15 protein-coding genes are annotated in these 19,594 nt (G+C 59.3%); 2 read left to right on the top strand and 13 right to left on the bottom strand.

Going from position 1 to position 19,594, the window contains the following annotated elements:
• Positions 1-17: 17 nt before the first annotated feature.
• Genes mukB through cmoM form a run of 4 tightly spaced genes read right to left on the bottom strand, consistent with a single transcriptional unit; the run spans position 18 to position 7,276 of the window.
• On the bottom strand, positions 18-4,466 hold the full coding sequence (gene mukB / locus ATE40_RS05330) for a chromosome partition protein MukB (protein ID WP_063919134.1): 4,449 nt from the start codon (positions 4,464-4,466) through the stop codon (positions 18-20).
• Entirely contained in the window at positions 4,463-5,191 is a 729-nt protein-coding gene (gene mukE, locus ATE40_RS05325) for a chromosome partition protein MukE (protein ID WP_025159676.1), read from the bottom strand. Before mukE ends, mukB begins: the two co-directional genes overlap by 4 nt.
• Positions 5,172-6,494 (bottom strand): chromosome partition protein MukF, encoded by a 1,323-nt coding sequence (gene mukF, locus ATE40_RS05320; RefSeq protein ID WP_004928228.1) that lies wholly within the window; start codon positions 6,492-6,494, stop codon positions 5,172-5,174. The genes mukE and mukF overlap by 20 nt, the downstream gene beginning before the upstream one ends.
• On the bottom strand, positions 6,491-7,276 hold the full coding sequence (gene cmoM, locus ATE40_RS05315) for a tRNA uridine 5-oxyacetic acid(34) methyltransferase CmoM (RefSeq protein WP_019454532.1): 786 nt from the start codon (positions 7,274-7,276) through the stop codon (positions 6,491-6,493). Before cmoM ends, mukF begins: the two co-directional genes overlap by 4 nt.
• 152 nt (positions 7,277-7,428) lie before the next feature.
• Between cmoM and elyC the strand changes: the two genes are divergently transcribed.
• A complete protein-coding gene (elyC, locus tag ATE40_RS05310) occupies positions 7,429-8,202 on the top strand; it encodes an envelope biogenesis factor ElyC (protein ID WP_063919133.1) in 774 nt (257 codons plus the stop codon).
• A gap of 7 nt (positions 8,203-8,209) precedes the next feature.
• On the opposite strand, the gene ATE40_RS05305 is transcribed toward elyC, so the two are convergent.
• The 6 genes from ATE40_RS05305 to cspE form a co-directional block, all read right to left on the bottom strand.
• Positions 8,210-9,106 carry a YcbJ family phosphotransferase gene (locus ATE40_RS05305; RefSeq protein ID WP_019454534.1) on the bottom strand — a complete coding sequence of 299 codons (897 nt, stop codon included), beginning with the start codon at positions 9,104-9,106 and terminating at the stop codon, positions 8,210-8,212.
• A gap of 148 nt (positions 9,107-9,254) precedes the next feature.
• Complete coding sequence (kdsB, locus tag ATE40_RS05300; RefSeq protein WP_019454535.1) at positions 9,255-10,004, bottom strand: 3-deoxy-manno-octulosonate cytidylyltransferase; 750 nt, start codon at positions 10,002-10,004, stop codon at positions 9,255-9,257.
• Positions 10,001-10,183: a Trm112 family protein gene (locus tag ATE40_RS05295; protein ID WP_004928237.1), complete on the bottom strand. Its 183-nt coding sequence runs from the start codon at positions 10,181-10,183 to the stop codon at positions 10,001-10,003. Before ATE40_RS05295 ends, kdsB begins: the two co-directional genes overlap by 4 nt.
• A gap of 296 nt (positions 10,184-10,479) precedes the next feature.
• Positions 10,480-11,706 carry a winged helix-turn-helix domain-containing protein gene (locus tag ATE40_RS05290; protein WP_063919132.1) on the bottom strand — a complete coding sequence of 409 codons (1,227 nt, stop codon included), beginning with the start codon at positions 11,704-11,706 and terminating at the stop codon, positions 10,480-10,482.
• A 113-nt stretch (positions 11,707-11,819) separates the two neighbouring features.
• Positions 11,820-12,041: a cold-shock protein gene (locus ATE40_RS05285; protein ID WP_004928241.1), complete on the bottom strand. Its 222-nt coding sequence runs from the start codon at positions 12,039-12,041 to the stop codon at positions 11,820-11,822.
• A gap of 221 nt (positions 12,042-12,262) precedes the next feature.
• On the bottom strand, positions 12,263-12,472 hold the full coding sequence (gene cspE, locus ATE40_RS05280) for a transcription antiterminator/RNA stability regulator CspE (protein WP_019454537.1): 210 nt from the start codon (positions 12,470-12,472) through the stop codon (positions 12,263-12,265).
• Positions 12,473-12,997: 525 nt separating this feature from the next.
• Here cspE and hglS point away from each other — a divergent pair.
• A complete protein-coding gene (hglS, locus tag ATE40_RS05275) occupies positions 12,998-14,404 on the top strand; it encodes a 2-oxoadipate dioxygenase/decarboxylase HglS (protein ID WP_063919131.1) in 1,407 nt (468 codons plus the stop codon).
• 2 nt (positions 14,405-14,406) lie between these two features.
• On the opposite strand, the gene lpxK is transcribed toward hglS, so the two are convergent.
• Genes lpxK through ATE40_RS05260 form a run of 3 tightly spaced genes read right to left on the bottom strand, consistent with a single transcriptional unit; the run spans position 14,407 to position 19,447 of the window.
• Complete coding sequence (lpxK, locus tag ATE40_RS05270) at positions 14,407-15,387, bottom strand: tetraacyldisaccharide 4'-kinase (protein ID WP_019454539.1); 981 nt, start codon at positions 15,385-15,387, stop codon at positions 14,407-14,409.
• Complete coding sequence (gene msbA / locus ATE40_RS05265) at positions 15,387-17,135, bottom strand: lipid A ABC transporter ATP-binding protein/permease MsbA (RefSeq protein ID WP_025159678.1); 1,749 nt, start codon at positions 17,133-17,135, stop codon at positions 15,387-15,389. The genes lpxK and msbA overlap by 1 nt, the downstream gene beginning before the upstream one ends.
• A gap of 35 nt (positions 17,136-17,170) precedes the next feature.
• Positions 17,171-19,447: a ComEC family protein gene (locus ATE40_RS05260; protein ID WP_084799121.1), complete on the bottom strand. Its 2,277-nt coding sequence runs from the start codon at positions 19,445-19,447 to the stop codon at positions 17,171-17,173.
• Positions 19,448-19,594: the final 147 nt, after the last annotated feature.

Raw genomic sequence — 19,594 nt, 5'->3', positions numbered from 1 at the left:
TAGGGCGTTTTTTTGCGTTACGGCGTTTCGACCGGCGCAGTGCCCAACGCCGGCGGCTCGCTGGCGAAACCGCGCAGCCCCACCACGTGTACATGCTCGTGGTTCTGGAACACCTTACGCACCAGTTTATAGGTGGTGCCCTTCTCCGGACTGATGTTTTCCGGCGCCGCGATGATAAGCTGCATCTCCAGACGGTCGCACAGCTCGAACAGCGTGGCGATCGATTTGGCATCCAGACGCGCCGCTTCATCGAGGAACAGCAGGCGGCACGGCGAGATGTCTTTACCGCGCAGACGACGGGATTCTTCTTCCCAGCTCTGCACCACCATCACCAGGATTGACATCCCGGTACCGATGGCTTCACCGGTAGACAGCGCGCCACTTTCCGCACGCAGCCAGCCGTCGGAACCGCGATATACCTCCACCTCCATCTCCAGGTAGTTGCGGTAATCGAGCAACTCCTCGCCGATGGTCTGCGGCGTGCGCTGCCCCATGTCGATCTGCGGATTCAGGCGCTGGTACAGCTTGGCCAACGCTTCAGAGAAGGTCAGGCGGTTGCTGTTGAACAGATCCTGATGCTGTTCCTGCTGTTCGGAGAGCACGTCCAACAGGGTGGCGTGTGCTTCTCGCACGTTGACGTTCAGGCGCACGCTCTTCACCTGGCCGAAGGCAACGGCCTGCAGCCCCTGGTTCAGCATGCGAATGCGGTTCTGTTCGCGCTGAATGGTTTTGCGGATGATGTTGGCCACGCTTTTCGAACTGATCGCCAGCTTCTGCTCGCGCGCGGTCAGCTCTTCGGTCAGACGGCCCAGCTCGATCTCCATCTGCTCGATGGCCTCGACCGGATCGTCGGTACGGATGATATCCTGGCGGATACGCTCGCGCAGGTGCTGGTAGACCGCGATATAGAACTGAATTTTACGCTCCGGGCGCTTCGGATCTTCCGACAGGCGCAGCACGTCGCGCAGGTGTTCGTTGTCCGCTACCGCCAGACGCAGCGCACCGAGCGCCTTATCCGACATCGAACGCAGTTCGTCGCCATCCATATACGCCAACTCGCGGCGATGCAGGCGGCGCTCCACGCCGTTGTCTTTCACCAGGCGCATCACCGCGCACCATCCCGCCTTGGCGGTCACCACCTGCTCGCGCAGCTGATGATAGTCGCGTTCCAGCTTGCGCAGTTTCTTCTGCAGGCCATCCATTTCGGCTTCGCAGAAGGTTAGCTGTTTCTCCAGCTGATTGCGACGAGCGCGGTTGTTGCTCAGCGCCGCATGCAGTTCGTCGCGACGCTGGCGCGCGCGCGCTTCGGCGTTGGCGTCGGCCTGCACGCCGATGTCCACCAGTTCCTGGCTCAGCTCTTTCAGCATGTCGCGCTTGGCTTCGTACGAGCTTTTCAGCGAGGCCAGCACCTGGCTGTACTGAGTGAACTGGGTTTGATACTGACGCAGCTGCTCGCGGGCGCGGGCGCGTTCGGCTTCCGCCTGCTCCAGACGCTGACGCAGCTTGTCGTTGAGATCGTTGTTGGCATTCTGCATACCGGCGGAGTCGGTATAGCTGAAGTGCGCACGACGCTGCACCACTTCAGTCAACGCGAACGCCTGCTGTTTAGCCTGACGCTGCACGCTTTGCGCCTGCGCGTAGTCCTGTTGCAGCTGTTCATGCTGCTGCGGATCGCTTTGCAGCACCGACAGTAGCGGCTCCAGCTTGGTCAGCGATACGCCATGCTGTTGAATATGACGCGCGGCGTCCTGTGCTTCTTCCAGCTCTTCGCGGATTTCGTCGACGCGATCCTGCAGCGTTTCGTCGTTCAGCAACGATACCAGCGGCATCAGGCGGTTGAGCGCGGAAATGCCCTCTTTGGCCTGATCGTACTGCTGACGCTGCTGCTGGTTCTGCGCTTCGTGGTTGTTCAGCGCGCGCTCGATCTCACCGCGACGGCCGTTCAGGCCGCGGATCTCCGCTTCCGGGTCGGCGTCGAACGCCACCGCCAGATGGGTACCGATAAAGCGGCTGAAAGCCTGGTGCGAACGCTGGGTTTTCTGCACGTCGAACGACAGCGTGGCGTAGCGTTCCGCCAGCGTTTCACGCTCGGCATGCAGCACTTCCAGGCGGTTTTCGCGCGCCGCACGGCCGAACAGCGGCACTTCCGGATAGCGGGAATAACGCCACTGGCGATCGGCGATTTTCACCACCACCGCTTTGTCCTGCTCTTCGACGGCGAACACGCTGTCATCGAACGACTGCGGATCCCCTTCGATCAGGTAGAGATCTTCCGGGCAATCTTCCAGCCCTTCCAGCATCTCGCGCACCAACGACAGATCCGGCACCACGATGGCGTGGCGCGAAGGGCCGTACAGCGCCGAGAAGTAAGGCGCGTCGTCGATGGTAACGTCATCGTAAATTTCCGACAGCAGCACGCCGCCGAAACGCTCGGCCAACGTGACCAGGCGCTGATCTTCCGCGCCGCCCGGCTGGCTGAGACGTTCGATCTGCGCTTCCACTTCACGCTTGCGGGCCGCCACTTCGTCGCGCTCGACGGTGGTTTCGCGCTCGCGCTCCAGCAGCTGCTGCATGTATTCGGTCACCTGCTGGCTGTTTTCCAGCGGCTCTCCGCTCTGATCGCTGAGCTGGCCCAGGGCGTCCTGCGCCGCCAGCCACACCGGGGCGCGCGCCGTCAGCTCACGGATGCGCTGCTGGATCTGCTCCAGCTCCTGGCGCATCTCCATGCGGCGTTCGCCGGCTTCGCTGACGTTCTGCGACAGCGCTTCCAGGCGCTCTTCCAGCTCCTGCTGCAGCATGTCGAGATCGTCAGGCTGGTACTCTTGGCCATGGCGCTTGCAAAACTCTTGCAGCAGGCGCTCGGCGTCCTGCTGCGAGCGCAGGCGCTGTTCCAGTTCGCTCAGGCGCAGGCGCAGCGGCTGAACGCGCTCGGCGAGGTGTTGCTGCGAAGGCCAGTCGCGCAGCAATTCGCGCGCGCACTGCCAGGCTTCGCTGCGGCTGACTTGGCCGGCGATTTTACCCACCAGCTGATAGGCCTGTTCGAACTGACCGTGCGCGGCGTCGGCCACGCTCAACTTCTGTTCCAGCATCAGCAGCGCTTCAGTCGCTTCCTGCTCGCGGGCCTGGAAGGTATCCAGCCACTGCTCGGCGTTGTCGGCGGTCAGATCCGGCAGTTGGCACAGCGCGCGCGCGCGCTCCAACGCCTGCAGCGCCTGCTGATACTGAATGGCGCGGGTCTGCTGCACGTCGAGCGCCTGCTGGTAGTCGGCCAGCTGGCTCTTCAGCTCATCCACTTCCAGCTCGGCCGCTTCGGCACGCGCTTCGTTTTCGGCCTGCTGTTCGCTCGCCTCGGTCACCACTTCGTTCTGCTCTTCCAGACGGTAGGTCAGCTCTTCCAGATCGGCTTCATAGCGTTCGATCTTCTCCTGCTGACGCATCGCCGTCTGCACCAGATTCAGGTGGTCGCTGGCGGCCTGGTAATCGGTTTCCAAATCGGATTCGGCACCGCTCTGCTCGCTCAGCTCGCGCGCCATTTCCACATGGCGATACTGTTCGGCGGCCAGCTGCTTGCGGCTGCCCAACAGATCGCTGCGCAGCGCCAGTGCGCCGTCCAGATGGATGCGGCGTTCGTTGGCGTGGCGCATATAGTCCGCCGCCACATAAGAGGTGGCCTCGGAGATCAAATGTTTGAACAGGTCGCGATCCGACTGGGTGACGCGGATCGCCTCCAGCGTCATGCGGTTCTCGCGCAACGCCGCTTCCATGTCCTGGAACGCCTTGCGCACGCCGCTGTTTTCCGGCAGCAGGTAATCGCGCAGCGAGCGGGTGATGGCGCTGGAGATACCGCCATACAGCGACGCTTCGATCAGTCGGTAGAACTTGCTGCGATCGGCGGACGAACGCAGGCGTTTCGGGATCACGCCCAGATCGAACATCAGCGAGTGGTAATCGGTGATGGAGTTGAACTGCTTGAACTGCACGCCCTCCATCTCTTCCACGCGCTCTTTCAATTCTTGCAGCGACAGCACGCGCGCCTGGCGTTCACCCACCGTCTGGGTCAGCAGCTCGGTCGGCTGTACTGCAGTCGGCAGGCCCTGGATGGTGAAAGGCTTGATATCGACCTTGCGATCGCGCCCCGCCACCTGCTGCAGACGCACGCCAACCACCACGCGCTGGTGGCGCGAGTTGACGACATCGAGGGTGGAGTAACACACGCCGGCGCGCAGCTTGCCGTGCAGGCCTTTGTCACGCGAACCGCTGGTGGCGCCCGCTTCGGTGGTGTTACGGAAGTGCAGCAACGTCAGATCGGGAATCAATGCGGTGACGAAAGCCGCCATGGTGGTGGATTTCCCCGCCCCGTTACCGCCGGACAGCGTGGTCACCAACTCATCGAGATCAAAGGTGCGGGCGAAGAAGCCGTTCCAGTTAACCAGCGTCAGCGAGCGAAATTTACCGCGTTCAATCATTCCTGTTCATCCTCTGCACCGTCAGGAGCGTTATCAACCTGCTGATCCTCAGCGTCATTCTCATCGTTCAGCAACAGGCTGGTTTCAACCGGCATCGCCTCGCCGTCGCGAATCATGCGCAGCTGTGCTTCACGCGGATCGTCGCCGCTGCGCACGTCGGCGCCAAAGCGGAACACCGCCTCGGTAATGCGGAACTTGCTGCTGTCATTGCCCATGAAATAGACCATGCCGAGACGGCGCAGGCGGTTCAGCGAGGTGCGCACCTTTTCGTGCAGCTTCTGCCGATCGAGATCCGAACCGGTGGAACGCTGGTTGACGAACTTCAACAGTTTGTTCTCATCGGCCAGGCTCAGCAGCTCGTCGTACAGCTCCTGATGGCTGAAGATACCTTCATGCGCCAGGCGCTCGGGGCTGAGATACAGGTAGCACAAGATCTTGCCGACCATCATATCCAGCTCGGACAGCACCGAACGCGGGATCAGCGTGGTGGAGCGCGGGCGCAAATAGAAGAAGCCTTCCGGAGCCCGAATCAGCTCGACGCTGTAACGGTTGTAAAACTCTTCCAGCTCATCCTGGAAATCCATTAAAAAGGCGTGGTTGTCCAGCTCATCGATACCGATGTGACGACCCGCGCGCAGTTGGCTGTCCAGCGCCGGGAACAGCGAGTTGGACAGCGCCTTGGCCAGTTTGACTGGCATTACTTGTTCAATATTTGTCGATGACATGGGCCTGGACCTTGGCTCCGTAATCATTGATTGCCTGCCATTCCGCCGGCAACCCTGAGAAATCTGCTTCAGCCACACCGAGGCGCACTGCCTGGTCGACCACTAAACGTGCCACGTCGAAATGACGCGCACGCGGATATTGCGCCAGGTAATCGCGCATCACCGCTGCAAGGTTGAGCGGCATCTGCTGTTCCTGGTACACCTTCAGCGCTTCTTCGATCATCGCCGCCAGCTGTTCGCGAATTTCGCTGAACTCTTCGAACTCCAGATCCGGCGGCAGTTCCCCGGTCACTTCCTCGCTGCGCAGCGCCAGTTCTTCGTCGCGCATGTCCAGCAGACGATCGGCATTGGCATGGGTCAGCGCCCACGGGTGGTCGAAATAGGTTTGCACCGACTGGCGCAGGCGTTGGGCGAACACGCGGTTTTTATCCATATCGATAGCGGTACGGATAAATTTGTGCACGTGACGATCGTAGCCGATCCACAGGTCGATCGCCTGCTGGCCCCAGCTGATGATGCGATCCAGCTTGCTCTGCAGATCGAACACCAGCTTGTCGACGAAGCCCAGCTCCACGTTGCCGAGGGTTGCGTCCTGGATGCGCAGCAGGTTGGCCTGCAGCTTATCGCCCGCCGCATCCAGCGTATCCTGCAGCTCGCGCAGGGTGCCTGAGGTTTCCGACAACAGCATTTCACAGCTGGAGATCGCCGCCCGCCAGTCTTTGCTCAGCAGCGCCGCGATGTCGTTTTTCACACTCTGCTGCTGTTCATCCATCACGCGTTGCGTCATGTCGATGCTGTCGAAGATTTCCGCCACCGAATATTTCAACGGCGCGAACACGTTGCGGTGCCAATGGAAATCGTCGCCGCCTTCGTCGGCGGCGTCGGCGGCGCGCTTCAGTTCCTGCGCCACGATCGACAGCTGCATCGACAGGCGCAGCGTGGAGAATTCGCGTTGGCGAATATAGTAATCGGTAATGCCGATACCCAACGGCGTCAGGCGGTAAATCGCATTACCGTCTGCCAGTTCGCTGGTAAAGCGGTTCAACAGGCGCTGGCGCACCATGTCGTTGATCGCATTGTTGGCGCGCATCGCCACCGTTTCATGCGTCTGTTCAAAACCTTTGCTGACATGGCGAAATGCATCAACCAGCTCACCTTCGCTCATCTCGCCGTCCAGCCGTTCGCCATTCAGGGTGGCGATGGCGAGCAGAAATGCGAGACGCTCCGTAGGGAGCGAAATAGAGAAATCATTTTTCCGTGCCCAGGCGACCAGTTCGGGTACTGTCTGGGAAAATTCACTCATAGTTCGTCCTTCAGGTTTGGTTTATGCGCCATGACGTGAATATAGCGCCCCAAACTCACGTACGGCTCCTGCCGGCAATAGTGCTGTTCAAGCGCCAGTAACTCTTCAAATTTTTGTGTTTGCAGCTGTCTGCTCTGCAGATAGTCGTGGAACACCCGCACGCCGGTTTTGCCGCTGATGCGCATGCCCAGCTGTTCCAGCCAGCCGTAGACCAATAGCGGATCGTGCGGATATTGCGGCGACAGCGAACGCTTGCGGCGCCGCCTGACCTCGGGATCCACCAGTTGGAAGTTACCCAACACCACGTTGCGCATCAAGAGGCCGTTGGCGTTGAAGAACATCAGCGACAGCGCGCCCCCCGGCGTCAAGCAGTCATACAACGCCTCCAGCGCCGCTTCGGGTTCGGCGATCCATTCAAGCACTGCATGAAACAATATCAGATCAACCGGCTGTTCCAAATGTTGAGCAATATCCTGCGCAGAACTTTGTACGAATTGCATGTTCTGGCTCACACCTTTCTGCTCCGCCAGCTGCGCAGCGCGCTGGATCATCTCACCAGAAAGATCGCACAACAACACCTGATGTCCTAATTCTGCCAGTTGGCAGGCCATATGGCCTTCACCGCCCCCGGCGTCGAGGATACGCAGCGGCCGCTGCGGCAACTGCGCCAGCAACCCGGTCAGATCCTGCCAAACCACCGCCTGGCGGATTTTTCCTTTGGTGGTGCCGTAAATATTACGCGCAAATTTTTCAGCAATATCGTCAAAATTGCGATCCTGCATGGACAACGGCTCCGCTGATCTCATTCTTGTCGGCGGCAAAGCGCACGCCCATTCAAACCTGCTATTTTGGCACAGACTGGCTTAGAATGTATCTTCTTGCGGCCTGTTTATGCCTGGATGCCGCTTTTTCACCCAAAAGGATCTGATTTTCGATGCTGTTCAACCTGAAAAAGTTCTTTGGCGCCATGCTGATGCCGCTGCCGCTGTTGATGTTGCTGATGGGGCTGGCGCTGCTGCTGCTGTGGTTCACCCGCTGGCAAAAAAGCGGTAAGACGATTTTTACGCTGAGCTGGCTGTTTTTACTGCTTTTCAGCCTGCAGCCGGTGGCCGACCGGCTGCTGCGGCCGATCGAAGCCCAATACCAGACTTATCGCGGCAACGATCCGGTCAGTTACATCGTGGTGTTGGGCGGGGGCTATACCTACAATCCCGATTGGGCGCCCAGCTCGAATTTGCTCGGCAACAGCCTGCCGCGCGTGACGGAAGGCGTGCGGCTTTACCTTGCGCATCCCGGCGCCAGAATGGTGTTTACCGGCGCATCCGCCGGAAGCATGCAAAGCAACGCCGCCACGGCGGCGCTGGTGGCCGAAAGCCTGGGCGTGCCGCGCAGCGATATGGTGATCCTGAGGGAACCGCGCGATACCGAGGAAGAAGCCGCTCAGGTCGCCAAGTTGGTCGGCGAGCAACCGTTCATTCTGGTGACCTCCGCCAACCATCTGCCGCGCGCCATGCGCTTCTTCGAGGCGAAAGGCCTGCACCCGATCCCGGCGCCGGCCAACCAGTTGGCGATCAACTCGCCGCTGAATATCTGGGATCGCGCCACGCCGTCGTCGATGTTCCTCGGCCATACCGAGCGCGCCTGGTATGAAACGCTGGGCAGCCTGTGGCAATGGCTGAAAGGCGCGGATCACGCCGGCGCCGAGTAAGTTCCGTTCAACCGGCCAGCCAGGGCAGCAGCTGTTGCGACGCAGAGTCGAACGGCCGCCGCTCCAGCTGGCCGGTATGTATCAAACGCCCTACCGCTTCCCACACCACGTACAGCCAGCGTCGCGCCAGGAATGAATCGGCGACCGGCGCCCGCTGCAGATAGCTGAACAGCAGTTGGCTGGGCATGCCCGCCTCGCAAAGGCGGAAAAGATCGTATTCGCGCGGTGCCCACAGCACCACGCCGGGATTCAGCATCGCCAGCAGCTGATCGGTTTTGGGATCTTTCAGCATGCTGCGCAGCGACAGGTTGCCATGCACCAGCACGCAGGGATCGTCGAAACCGACGAAGAAATGGGTCAGCGCTTCGCGCGTGCGGTACAGCAAACGCCGATCCGCCATGGTCAACTGCGGCGTATTGAGATTGACCACCGTCGCCCACAGCACTTCGACCCGCTGCTGATACCAGCAAAACCAGTCGTTCTCCTGCGTACTATCGACGCTGCCTACGCTGCCGTGACTGTCGATGCGGTGCCAGGCCAACATCCCATCGACGATCTGCTCCATCAGCATGTTCCAGCGATCCGGCGAACGTGTCGGCGCTTCGACCGATACGCCGCGCAGGCGCTCGATCAGCAAAATTTCCTTATACGGCGCCTGGTGGGTGCATACCACGCCGTACACCGTGGGCAGACGAATATCCCCGTCGCGCGCCAGCATCGACAGCTTGTACGCCTCTTGCTGGGCGATGCCCTGACAGATAAAGCTTTTCGCCATCAGCGGCATGGCGTTGCCCTGCCGATCGTACAAGGAATACATATGTGCGTAAGGCTGCTCGCTCACCCGTTCCAGCCGGCTGATGGACTCACCCAGCACAATGCTCAGTTCGGCGCGTAACTGCTCCATAAAGCATTCACCTCAGGCTAATAAGGGGGATGCGTAACATCATCGAACGGTGAGCGGAAAAATACTTCAACGCAGATCAACAAAACGGGGATCAGATAGGGGGTATTGCATCGTCGGCGCGTTGCGCAGCGCGCCGACGAACTCAGGCTCAGGGTTGAATGCTGTCGCGCACGCGCTGGAGATCTTCCGGCGTATCGACCCCCACGCTCGGGATCGCTTTCGCGACCGCCACGTGGATTTTTTCACCGTACCACAGTACGCGCAGCTGTTCCAACAGCTCGATCTGTTCCAGCTGACTTGGCGCCCAGCTGACATAGCGGCGCACGAAGCCGGCGCGGTAAGCGTAGATACCGATGTGACGCAACAGGCTGTCGCCGATGCTCTCTTTCGACGCGGCGAAACGCTCGCGATCCCACGGAATGGTGGCGCGCGAAAAGTAGAGCGCATAACCCTGCGCATCCATCACGACCTTCACCGCATTAGGATTGAAAGCTTCTTCGGCGCTGTCGATCGGCACCGCCAGCGTCGCCATGCCGGCCTGGCTGCCCGCCAGGTTCTCCGCCACCTGCCGCACGATCACCGGCGGGATCAGCGGCTCATCGCCCTGCACGTTGACAATGATCTGGTCGTCGGCAAAGCCGTAATGCGCGATCACTTCCGCCAAACGCTCGGTGCCGGAATGATGATCCGGACTGGTCATGCACACTTCACCGCCGGCGGCTTCCACCGCTTTGGCGACTTCAGGGTGATCGGTCGCCACGATGACGCGGCTGGCGCCGGACTCACGGGCGCGCTCCATCACGTGCACCACCATCGGTTTGCCGTGAATATCGGCCAGCGGTTTGCCCGGCAAACGGGTCGAGGCGTAGCGAGCAGGGATAATAGCGATAAAACTCATGCGTGCTTCTCGTCCAGCGACAGCGCACGCGCTTCATTTTCCAACAGCACCGGAATGCCATCGCGCAGCGGGTAAGCCAGCCCGTCCGCTTTGCACACCAGTTCCTGGTTTTCTTTATTGAAATAGAGTTTGCCGTTGCATACCGGGCAGGCAACGATTTCGAGTAAACGGTGGTCCATGCATCCTCCGCAAGGGGATAGGTCATCTGGGAAAGGGGATGAGGATAGCATAACGTCCGGCCTCAGGTTAATCACCGGCGGCGTCCACCCGCCGATATTTCCTCACGACGCCGGCGCAACGGCTTGAACTGCGGCGCATCCCGGCGTAGAATTTTGTGATACAAATCACAAAAAGGCAGTGATACGTGATCAAACGTCTGCATAAGATCATCGCTCTGTTCGCTAACTACAGCCACTGAGCCCCTTTGTAACGAGCGACGCGGTACTTCGTTTTACCCCACCGACGGCGTCGCTCGTTATCCCACTTCCCAGCCAGCTCCCCATTCAGCGGCCAGCGCCGCCGGAATGTCGCCCAGCGCTACGCGTTGAGCACCGTGCCATTTGGCCGTGCGTGCGATGGCTTGCCGGATATCCTGCGCCCGCTGTTTGCCGAAGCGCACCTGAGGCTCGGCATGGAAACTGATGATCTCGAATACGCCCTGGCGGCGGTGTGCCTTGGCGTCAATTCGCCCCACCAGCTCACCGCGATGCAGCACCGGCAACGTGAAGTAACCGTAGCGGCGTTTTTCTTTCGGCGTGTAACACTCCAGACGATAGTCAAAGCCGAACAGCTCCAGCGCACGGCGGCGATCCCAAACCACCGGATCAAAAGGCGACAGCAGGCTGGTGACCGTCGATTTGAGCTTGCCCTGCTCCGCCAGCGGCAGCAGTTCCGCCAGTGATTCATGCACATAGAACTGCCCTTCCAGCTCCGCTACCCGCACCGGCGTAATCTCTCCCTGCTCCTGCAACTCGGCCAGCAAGGCTTTTGGCGCCACGCGCTTCAAGCGATAATAATCCGCCAACCATTCGGCGCGAAAAATGCCCAGATAGCGGCAGGTACGGCGCAGCATCTGTCGGCGCGCCTGCTCTACAGGCAGCGTATGGCGCGCATCGTCCCAGGCCGGAAGCAGCCTTTCGGTCAGATCGTAAACCCGGTGGAAGTTGCGGCGTTCGGCCACCATCAGTTTGCCGGCGGTAAACAGGATCTCCAGGTGCCGTTTCTCCGGCTTCCAGTCCCACCACCCGCTGTTGCCCTTCTTCTCGGCGCTGAAATCCGCGGAACGCACCGGCCCCTGTCGTTCGATGTGCCGCAACAGACTTTCCATCGCCGCTTGATGCTGCCGCACCCAGTCGGCGGAGTATTTCCAACCCATGTCATGGGGCGCCAACATGCGATGTCGCAACAGACCAAAATCCTCGATCGGCAGGAAGCAGGCCTCGTGCGCCCAATATTCGAACAGCTGGCGGCCGGCGAGCGCCTGCTCCAGCCATTCCGGCTGATAGGCCCCCAGGCGGCTGAACAACACCAGATACGGGCTGCGGGCGACAACGCTAATGGTATCGATTTGTAACAGCCCCATGCGCCGGATCGCGCTCACGATGTCATCGGGCCGAGCCTGGCGTTTAAGCGGAGAAAGCAACCCCTGGGCGGCAAGGTGCAGCGCGCGAGCGGCGGTAAGGGAAATCATCGGGGTGGTCATCCTGATATCCGTGACGAGTAGGCAATGGCCTGATAATAGTGGATATCGAGGGATTTATCTTCGCCAGTGCATGCGGGTGGCGACACCGGCACTGGCGAGGAAGGAGGGTGCGATCAGAACGCGATAACGTCTGCCGCGGACAGCCCATGCGAGCTGCGATAGATCGAGAACTCAACGTTCTGACCTTCGTTCAACGACTTATTTTTGGTGTTGGCGATAGCGTTGCGATTGACATAGATTTCGTCGCTGCCATCTACCGGTGAAATAAAACCATAGCCTTCGGCCTGATTAAACCATTTCACACGGCCCATTTTTAACACGGTATTTTTAAACATAACTCATATCCTTTTACTTGAGCATCCTTGACAACGTCATTTTTTATATTGTCTGGACGCTACCAGCCCATCCTAAAGTTTTTCGTAACAAACCTCTCGTGAGCAAAAAATAAAAAACCCGCACTAAGGCGGGCTTGTTGAACTTAATATCTTCCGCATGACTCAGCGCTGAGGCGTCACCATGGTTGTATTAAGATCTCTTATACGCGTTCCCTGTATTCTTACAGAGCAACAACGTTGGCGGCAGCCGGCCCGCGCGGGCTGTCCTGGATGGTGTACTCGACACGCTGGCCTTCAGCCAGGGTCTTGAAACCGTCGGTCATGATTGCGGAGAAGTGTACGAATACATCTTTGCCGCCGTCGTTCTGCTCAATGAAACCAAAACCTTTGCTTTCGTTGAACCACTTAACCTGACCAGTCTTCTTAGACATTACATTTACCTTTAAATATATTTACAAAACCTGCCATAAGAGGCAATTGGGGCCATTTCAGAAACATTACTTATGGGAGGTACTTAGAAGGTTCGTCTTTGAAGCGGAATCGGATGATAACGTTTTTGGAGGAACTGCTTAACTCTAAACTCGAACATAAATAGGTCTGGATTACAGGCCGACTTGCATTTACTCATAAAAATGATGAATGCACAAGAGGTTTATTGCATTAAATTCGCCATTACGCCGAATTTATTTTTATCCTGCTGAATATACATGAATTAATTTATCGTTCGCCGCAGCCCATCCGCCGCATCCGCCCCCTCGCCAGGGCATCCTTTGCCCGTCCGTACGCTGCAAATGAGAGCTAACGCATAAAACTCTAATATGCTTGGCGCGTCTATAACAAATCCCAAATCAGATGGCTAAACTTGAGGGGAAAACAAGGCAGACGGCTTTTTCGCCAGCACTTTTGCCGCTAAAAACACGATTTTTCAGATTATGCTGAATCAAGGAGCTATGCGCATGACCGCCCAGCAGTTCGTTTCACCTAATGAAATCCGCGCCAGATTCTCTCACGCCATGTCGGACATGTACCAAAAAGAGGTACCGCTGTACGGCGATCTGCTGGAACTGGTGGCGGAAACCAACCGACAGGTTCTGCGCGAAGATGCCGCACTGGCCCATCAACTGCAAATTACCGGCGAGATCGAGCGCCTGGCGATGGAGCGCCACGGCGCAATCCGCGTCGGCACCGCGGACGAGTTGGCCACCCTGCGCCGCCTGTTCCGGGTGATGGGCATGGCGCCGGTCGGCTACTATGATCTGTCGGTGGCGGGCGTTCCGGTGCACTCCACCGCCTTTCGCGCCGTACACGAAGACGCGCTGCAGGTCAGCCCATTCCGCGTATTCACCTCACTGCTGCGCCTGGAACTGATTGAAGATCTCGCGCTGCGTGAGCTGGCCGAGCGCTTGCTGGCGCGCCGCCGCATCTTTACCGAACGCGCGCTGGAACTGATCGCGCTGCAAGAAACGCAAGGCGGATTGAACGAAACGCAGGCGCAAGAGTTTGTCGAGCAAGCGCTGGAAACCTTCCGCTGGCACAATCAGGCGACGGTCAGCGCCGAAGAATACCGACAGTTGCACGATCAACATCGCCTGATCGCCGACGTGGTGGCGTTTAAAGGGCCGCATATCAACCACCTGACGCCGCGCACGCTGGATATCGATCGCGTTCAGCAGGCGATGCCCGGCCGCGGCATTACGCCTAAGGCGGTTATCGAGGGCCCGCCGCGCCGCCGCCGTGCAATCCTGCTGCGCCAAACCAGCTTCAAAGCATTGGAGGAAAGCGTCGATTTCGTTGAGCGAGATGGCCACGCCGTCGCCGGTCACCATACCGCACGCTTCGGCGAAATCGAACAGCGCGGCGTGGCGCTGACACCTAAAGGCCGTGAACTCTACGATCGCCTGCTGCAAGCGACCAACGATGCGCTGCAGGCGCCGCCGAGCGAGAAAAATGCGGAACGCTACTATCAACTGCTGGAAGAAAACTTCCGGGCGTTTCCGGATGATTACGCCACGCTGCGCGAGCAGCAGCTGGCCTGGTTCCGCTACTTCCCGACCGAATGCGGCCTGGCGGCCAAAGAATCGCTGGATAAACACAGCACACTGGAGCAGCTGATCGCGAAAGAACACGTTCGCTTCCAACCGCTGGTGTATGAAGATTTTCTACCGGTCAGCGCTGCGGGGATTTTCCAGTCGAATCTGGGGGACAGCCGTCACGCGCAGTACAACGCGGTTTCCAGCCGGGCGGCGTTTGAACAAGCGTTGGGCAGTGAGGTGATCGATGAACTAGCGCTGTATCAGCAGACCCAGCAGCGTTCGCTGGAGGCCTGCGCACAAGCCCTGGGGCTTGCCACGCTGGCATCCTGAGGTTATTTAGTCAGCAGGGATTCGATATCCTGCAGCAGTTGCTCAGCCTGAGCGGACGGCAGCACCGCATCAACCGGTAAATACCACCAATTGGGCTGAGCAAAGGCGCGACACTTCACCGCGTCTTTCTCCGTCATCAGCAGCGTTTGGTCTGCACAGACCAGTGCCGCCAACTGCGCCTGCTGATATTCCTGATGATCGGCGAACGCCACTTCCTGCACAACGTCGACGTTCAACTTTTCTAGCGTCGCGAAGAAACGCGGCGGATGGCCGATGCCTGCCATCGCCACCACGCGCGGCAACTCGGCCGCCGGGCGGCGTTCACCGCTCAGCAGATTAACCGCGTCACGCGCCTGCAAGCGCATGGCGATCTCCCCAGCCTGCGCCACGCCGCCGTTGGCGACGCGCGCGTCGACGCTGGCAAGCCGTGCGGCGCGCTCGCGCATTGGCCCGGCCGGCAACCACCAACCGTTGCCGAAACGGCGCACGCCGTCGATAACCACCAGCTCGAAATCGCGCTGCAAAGCATAGTGCTGCAAGCCGTCATCGGTGATGATCACATCCAACGGTTGTTGCTGCAGCAATGCCTGCACCGCCTCAGCCCGCTTGGGCGCGATCGCCACAGGCGCCCCGGTGCGCTGATAAATCAGCACCGGCTCATCCCCCGCCTCACGGGTTGAAGTATTCCGACTGAGCACCAGGGGATAGACTGCCGACTTGCCGCCGTAGCCGCGCGACACCACGCCAACGCGGTAGCCCCGCTGCTGCAGGTGTTCCACCAGCCAGATCACCATCGGGGTTTTGCCGTTGCCGCCGGCGGTGAGGTTGCCCACCACCACCACCGGCACCGGCGCGCGCCAGCTTTTGCGCAGGCCGCAGCGATAGCTTAGGCGAATCAGCCAACTGAACAGGCCATACAGCCAGGAGAGCGGCAGCAGCGCCAGATAAAGCAGCGATCCGCCGGACCAAATGCGCTCGATCATTATTGGCCAAACTGCATGCGGTGCAGCTGCGAATAGGCGCCGTGCTGTTCAAGCAACTCAGCGTGCTCGCCGCGTTCGACGATGCGCCCATCTTCCACCACCAGGATCTCGTCCGCCTTCTCAATGGTCGACAAACGGTGCGCGATCACCAGCGAAGTGCGGTCTTTCTGCAGTTCGTCCAGCGCAGCCTGAATGGCGCGTTCGGATTCCGTATCCAGCGCAGAAGTGGCCTCATCCAGGATCAGGATCGGGCAGTCGCGCAGCAGCGCACGCGCGATGGCGATACGCTGACGTTGGCCGCCAGAAAGCATCACGCCATTTTCACCGATCACCGTGTCCAGGCCGTTTTCCATCTTGTTGATGAAGTCCATCGCGTACGCCATTTCGGCCGCTTTCTCAATCTGCTCGCGGCTGTATTCGCTTTCGCGCGCATAGGCGATGTTGTTGGCGATGGTGTCGTTGAACAGGTGCACGTTTTGCGAGACCAGCGCCACCTGATTGCGCAGCGAAGCCAGCGTGTATTCCCGCAGATCGTGGCCATCCATCAGGATTTCGCCTTCCTGGATATCGTAGAAACGCGTCAGCAGGTTGGCGATGGTGGATTTACCTGACCCCGAACGCCCTACCAGCGCCACGGTCTTGCCTTCAGCGATTTTCAGGTTGATGTCACGCAGCGCCGGCGTTTCTTTGGCCGGGTAGTAGAAGGTGACATTGCGGAATTCGATATCGCCTTTCGCACGCTTCACTTCACGGGTGCCGGTGTCTTTTTCCTGTTCCATATCCAAAATGGAGAACAGCGTCTGGCAGGCCGCCATCCCACGCTGGAACTGGGCATTGACGTTGGTCAGCGATTTCAGAGGACGCATAAGCGCGATCATCGACGAGAACACCACGGTAATGGTACCGGCGGTCAGGGTTTCCATCACGCTTGGGAAGCTGGCGGCAAACAGCACGAACGCCAGCGCCAGCGAAGCGATCAACTGAATGATCGGATCGGAGATCGAAGACGCGGACACCAGTTTCATGCCCTGTTGGCGCATGCGGTTGCTCACCGAGTTAAAGCGCTCGGTTTCCACCTGCTGGCCACCGAAGATCAGCACTTCTTTATGGCCTTTCAGCATCTGTTCGGCGCTGGTGGTGACCTGCCCCATGGTGTTCTGCATGTTCTTGCTGATGTTGCGGAAACGCTTGGACACCAGGCGAATGGCGATGGAAACGATCGGCGCCAGCACGATCAGGATCACCGACAGCTGCCAGCTGTAGTAGAACATCATGATGAACAGGCCAATGATCGAGGCCCCTTCCCGCACCACGGTCACCAGCGCGCTGGAGGAGGAGGAAGCCACCTGCTCGGAATCATAGGTGATGCGCGACAGCAGAGTCCCGGTGGACTGCTGATCGAAGAAGGCCACCGGCATTCTCATCATGTGGCCAAATAGGCGGCGACGCATCTGCATCACTACCATGCCGGAAACCCAGGAAATGCAGTAGCTTGAAACAAAGCTGGTCACGCCACGCATCAACATCAGCGCAATGACCGCCAACGGCATCCATACCAGCACGCTGCTGTCGGTTTTTCCAAACCCATCGTCCAATAGCGGTTTAAGCAGAGACAGCATCAGCGTGTCCCCCGCTGCGTTCATAATCAACGCAATGGCGGCCACAATCAGCCCGGTCTTAAAAGGAGTGATCATCGGCCAGAGTCGACGGAACGTCTGCCAGGTCGAGAGATCTTTATCATTCATCATGCAAATACCAGCATCGGAAGAAATAGCGGCCTATTTTACTCATTATCACCCTCTACGCCAAACCGCTGATGATACCAACGGGGCATTAATTGTTCGCGAAAGCCTTTAATTTGCCAATCGTTGTCGAAAAAAAGTACCGATAACTGACCGGAGCGCGTCGTATCGCGCCATTGGATGCCATTTGCCCGGTATCTGGCGACCACTTTCCGCGCCGGTAATCGCCATTTGTTGTAACGAGATGCGGACGCCAGCGCCGCTTCGGGATTGACCGCGCGCAGAAACGGCGGCGTCGAGGACGTCCTGCTGCCGTGGTGTCCCACCTGCAACACCGTGGCGGCCAAACGATCGCGCCGCAACCGTAACAACTGCGCCTCCGCCTTCTTTTCCGCATCGCCGGTGAGCAGCAGGCTGTATTTTCCATCGTCGATACGGATCACGCAGGAGTCGTCATTGACCGGCCTTTTGAGCGTTTTCGGCGGCCACAGCACCTCGAATTGCAGCGATTGCCAGCGCCAACGCTCACCGGCGACGCAGGGCAAGTGCCCTTCCCCGCGTATCGGGCTGCGCACCGTAGCCTGCGGAAACGCCCGCCGCACCGCCGGCAACCCGCCGATATGATCGAGGTGAATATGGCTGATAATGATCTGCTCCAGCTCAATATCCCGCCAGTTCAGCATCGGTAAGATATGTCGCTCGGCAGCGCTGCCCGCGGGCCAACGATCGCCGGTATCGTACAGTATCCCCTTGCCGTTTTGCTCGATAACCACCGCCAACCCGTGCCCGACATCAAGCATATCGACACGCCAACGATAGTCCGGCGCTTTGCCACGCCACAACACGCAGCATATCGCCACCGCCGCCAGCCCCGGCGCATAGCGCCACCACCAATGAAATCGCCAACAGATAACGATAAGCCATCCCGCTGCGCTGGCCACCAGCGAAGCGGCCCCCAAATCCACCCAGCCATGCTGCAGATGATTCAGCGGCACAAACACCCAGTGCAACGTGACGTCCGCCAGCCACCATAACCCGTAGCTTAATGAAGGAGCGAAGCCAAAGATCACCGCCAGCAAGATCAACGGCACCGTCATCAATGAAACGATGGGCACCGCCCACAAATTAGCCGGCAATGAGGTCAGCGTCAGGCCCAGAAACAACGCGGCCTGCATCGGCACCAGCAGCAGCGTCATGCCAAGTTGAATATGTAACCAGCGTACCGGCGCCCAGTACCAGGCTGAGCGAAATCGTTCACCGAGCGGCGCCCATTCAAACCAAAAAATCAGGCAACCTACCGCCAACACCGACAGCCAGAAGCTGTCTGACAATACCGCCAGCGGATCGCACAGCAAAATCAGCCCGACACACCACAGCCACACTTGCCAGGAAGAGCAAAGCACCCCACGCAGACGCAGCGACATCCACAATGTCATTGCCAGGAGGGAGCGCACCGCCGGCGGCTGGGCGCCCACCAACCAGACATAGATCAGCGTCGCCACCCAGCCCGCGATCAGTGGAAAACGATAGCCAATCAGGTGGGCGGGAAGAAAAAACTGCAGCCCGCGCAGCACGGCCCAGAGCAAGATGGCGACCATCGCTACATGCAGCCCTGAAATGGCCATTAAATGTGCAATGCCGGTTTTCAGCATCAGCGTGCGTAAAGCCTGTTCCAGCGCGGTTCGTTCCCCAAACGCCAGCGCCAGCAACACCGCCTTGTAACGCAGCTCACCGATATTGGTTTCCGCATGGCTGATGATGTGCTGGCGCAGGCTGCAACCGCCTTCCAATAAATAAGCCTGCCTGACCTGGCCGGTCAGCGGCTGGCGCTGTGCGATAGCCCAACGCTGGCTGTCGAAACCCCCTTCATTGAGCTTGCCATGCACCGGGCGTAAACGCAGTTTCAATTGCCAACGCTGCCCGGCGCACAACCGCCGCTGTTGCGGAACCCATGCGGTGGTAAACGCCAGCGCAGGCACCAGCCAATGGCCATCGATCCGCTCGATACGCATCAATGTCTGCTTGCTGTCGGCGGACTCCAGCGCGATGCTGCTTACCTGCGCCACCGCCGTCACCTCCGGCCCGTGGCTTAAGCGTTCCATTTGCCCGATCAGGGTTCCGGCGTTAAAAACCGCCCATGTGAATCCCAACCCCAGACAGGCCAAATAGCGACAGAACGACCAACGCATACGCAGCAGTAAACCGGCGGCAAGCAATATCGGCCACAGCAGCCATGGCTCAGGCAACCGCGGTAAAACCAGCAGCGGCAGAATGCCGCCGATAACGGCGAAAATCGCCAGATCCAGCGAAAGTTTGATCGCTCTTCTCCCATCCTACCCGCCATCAGCAAAAGCGCGTCGCGGCAGGCAAACAGGATTATTCAGGCGATATGCCGCCGCCAGCGGGCTTTAGCGAAGATGCGGTGAACCTGGCAGGATAAGAGAAGTTTATGCAGTAACCACACT

It is taken from the genome of Serratia surfactantfaciens, assembly GCF_001642805.2.
In the GTDB taxonomy this organism is placed as follows: Bacteria; Pseudomonadota; Gammaproteobacteria; order Enterobacterales; family Enterobacteriaceae; genus Serratia; species Serratia surfactantfaciens.
The sequence above is the reverse complement of the archived record's forward strand: the minus strand, read 5'-3'. Positions and strand labels throughout refer to the sequence as shown.

Bases quoted from the DNA above. Each gene is read 5' to 3' on its own strand.
- ATE40_RS05290 (WP_063919132.1), bottom strand. From the start codon at position 11,706: ATGACCACCCCGATGATTTCCCTTACCGCCGCTCGCGCGCTGCACCTT.
- ATE40_RS05305 (WP_019454534.1), bottom strand. From the start codon at position 9,106: ATGGAGCAGTTACGCGCCGAACTGAGCATTGTGCTGGGTGAGTCCATC.
- hglS (WP_063919131.1), top strand. From the start codon at position 12,998: ATGACCGCCCAGCAGTTCGTTTCACCTAATGAAATCCGCGCCAGATTC.
- kdsB (WP_019454535.1), bottom strand. From the start codon at position 10,004: ATGAGTTTTATCGCTATTATCCCTGCTCGCTACGCCTCGACCCGTTTG.
- lpxK (WP_019454539.1), bottom strand. From the start codon at position 15,387: ATGATCGAGCGCATTTGGTCCGGCGGATCGCTGCTTTATCTGGCGCTG.
- mukB (WP_063919134.1), bottom strand. From the start codon at position 4,466: ATGATTGAACGCGGTAAATTTCGCTCGCTGACGCTGGTTAACTGGAAC.
- mukF (WP_004928228.1), bottom strand. From the start codon at position 6,494: ATGAGTGAATTTTCCCAGACAGTACCCGAACTGGTCGCCTGGGCACGG.
- mukE (WP_025159676.1), bottom strand. From the start codon at position 5,191: ATGTCATCGACAAATATTGAACAAGTAATGCCAGTCAAACTGGCCAAG.
- ATE40_RS05295 (WP_004928237.1), bottom strand. From the start codon at position 10,183: ATGGACCACCGTTTACTCGAAATCGTTGCCTGCCCGGTATGCAACGGC.
- cmoM (WP_019454532.1), bottom strand. From the start codon at position 7,276: ATGCAGGATCGCAATTTTGACGATATTGCTGAAAAATTTGCGCGTAAT.
- cspE (WP_019454537.1), bottom strand. From the start codon at position 12,472: ATGTCTAAGAAGACTGGTCAGGTTAAGTGGTTCAACGAAAGCAAAGGT.
- ATE40_RS05285 (WP_004928241.1), bottom strand. From the start codon at position 12,041: ATGTTTAAAAATACCGTGTTAAAAATGGGCCGTGTGAAATGGTTTAAT.
- msbA (WP_025159678.1), bottom strand. From the start codon at position 17,135: ATGATGAATGATAAAGATCTCTCGACCTGGCAGACGTTCCGTCGACTC.
- elyC (WP_063919133.1), top strand. From the start codon at position 7,429: ATGCTGTTCAACCTGAAAAAGTTCTTTGGCGCCATGCTGATGCCGCTG.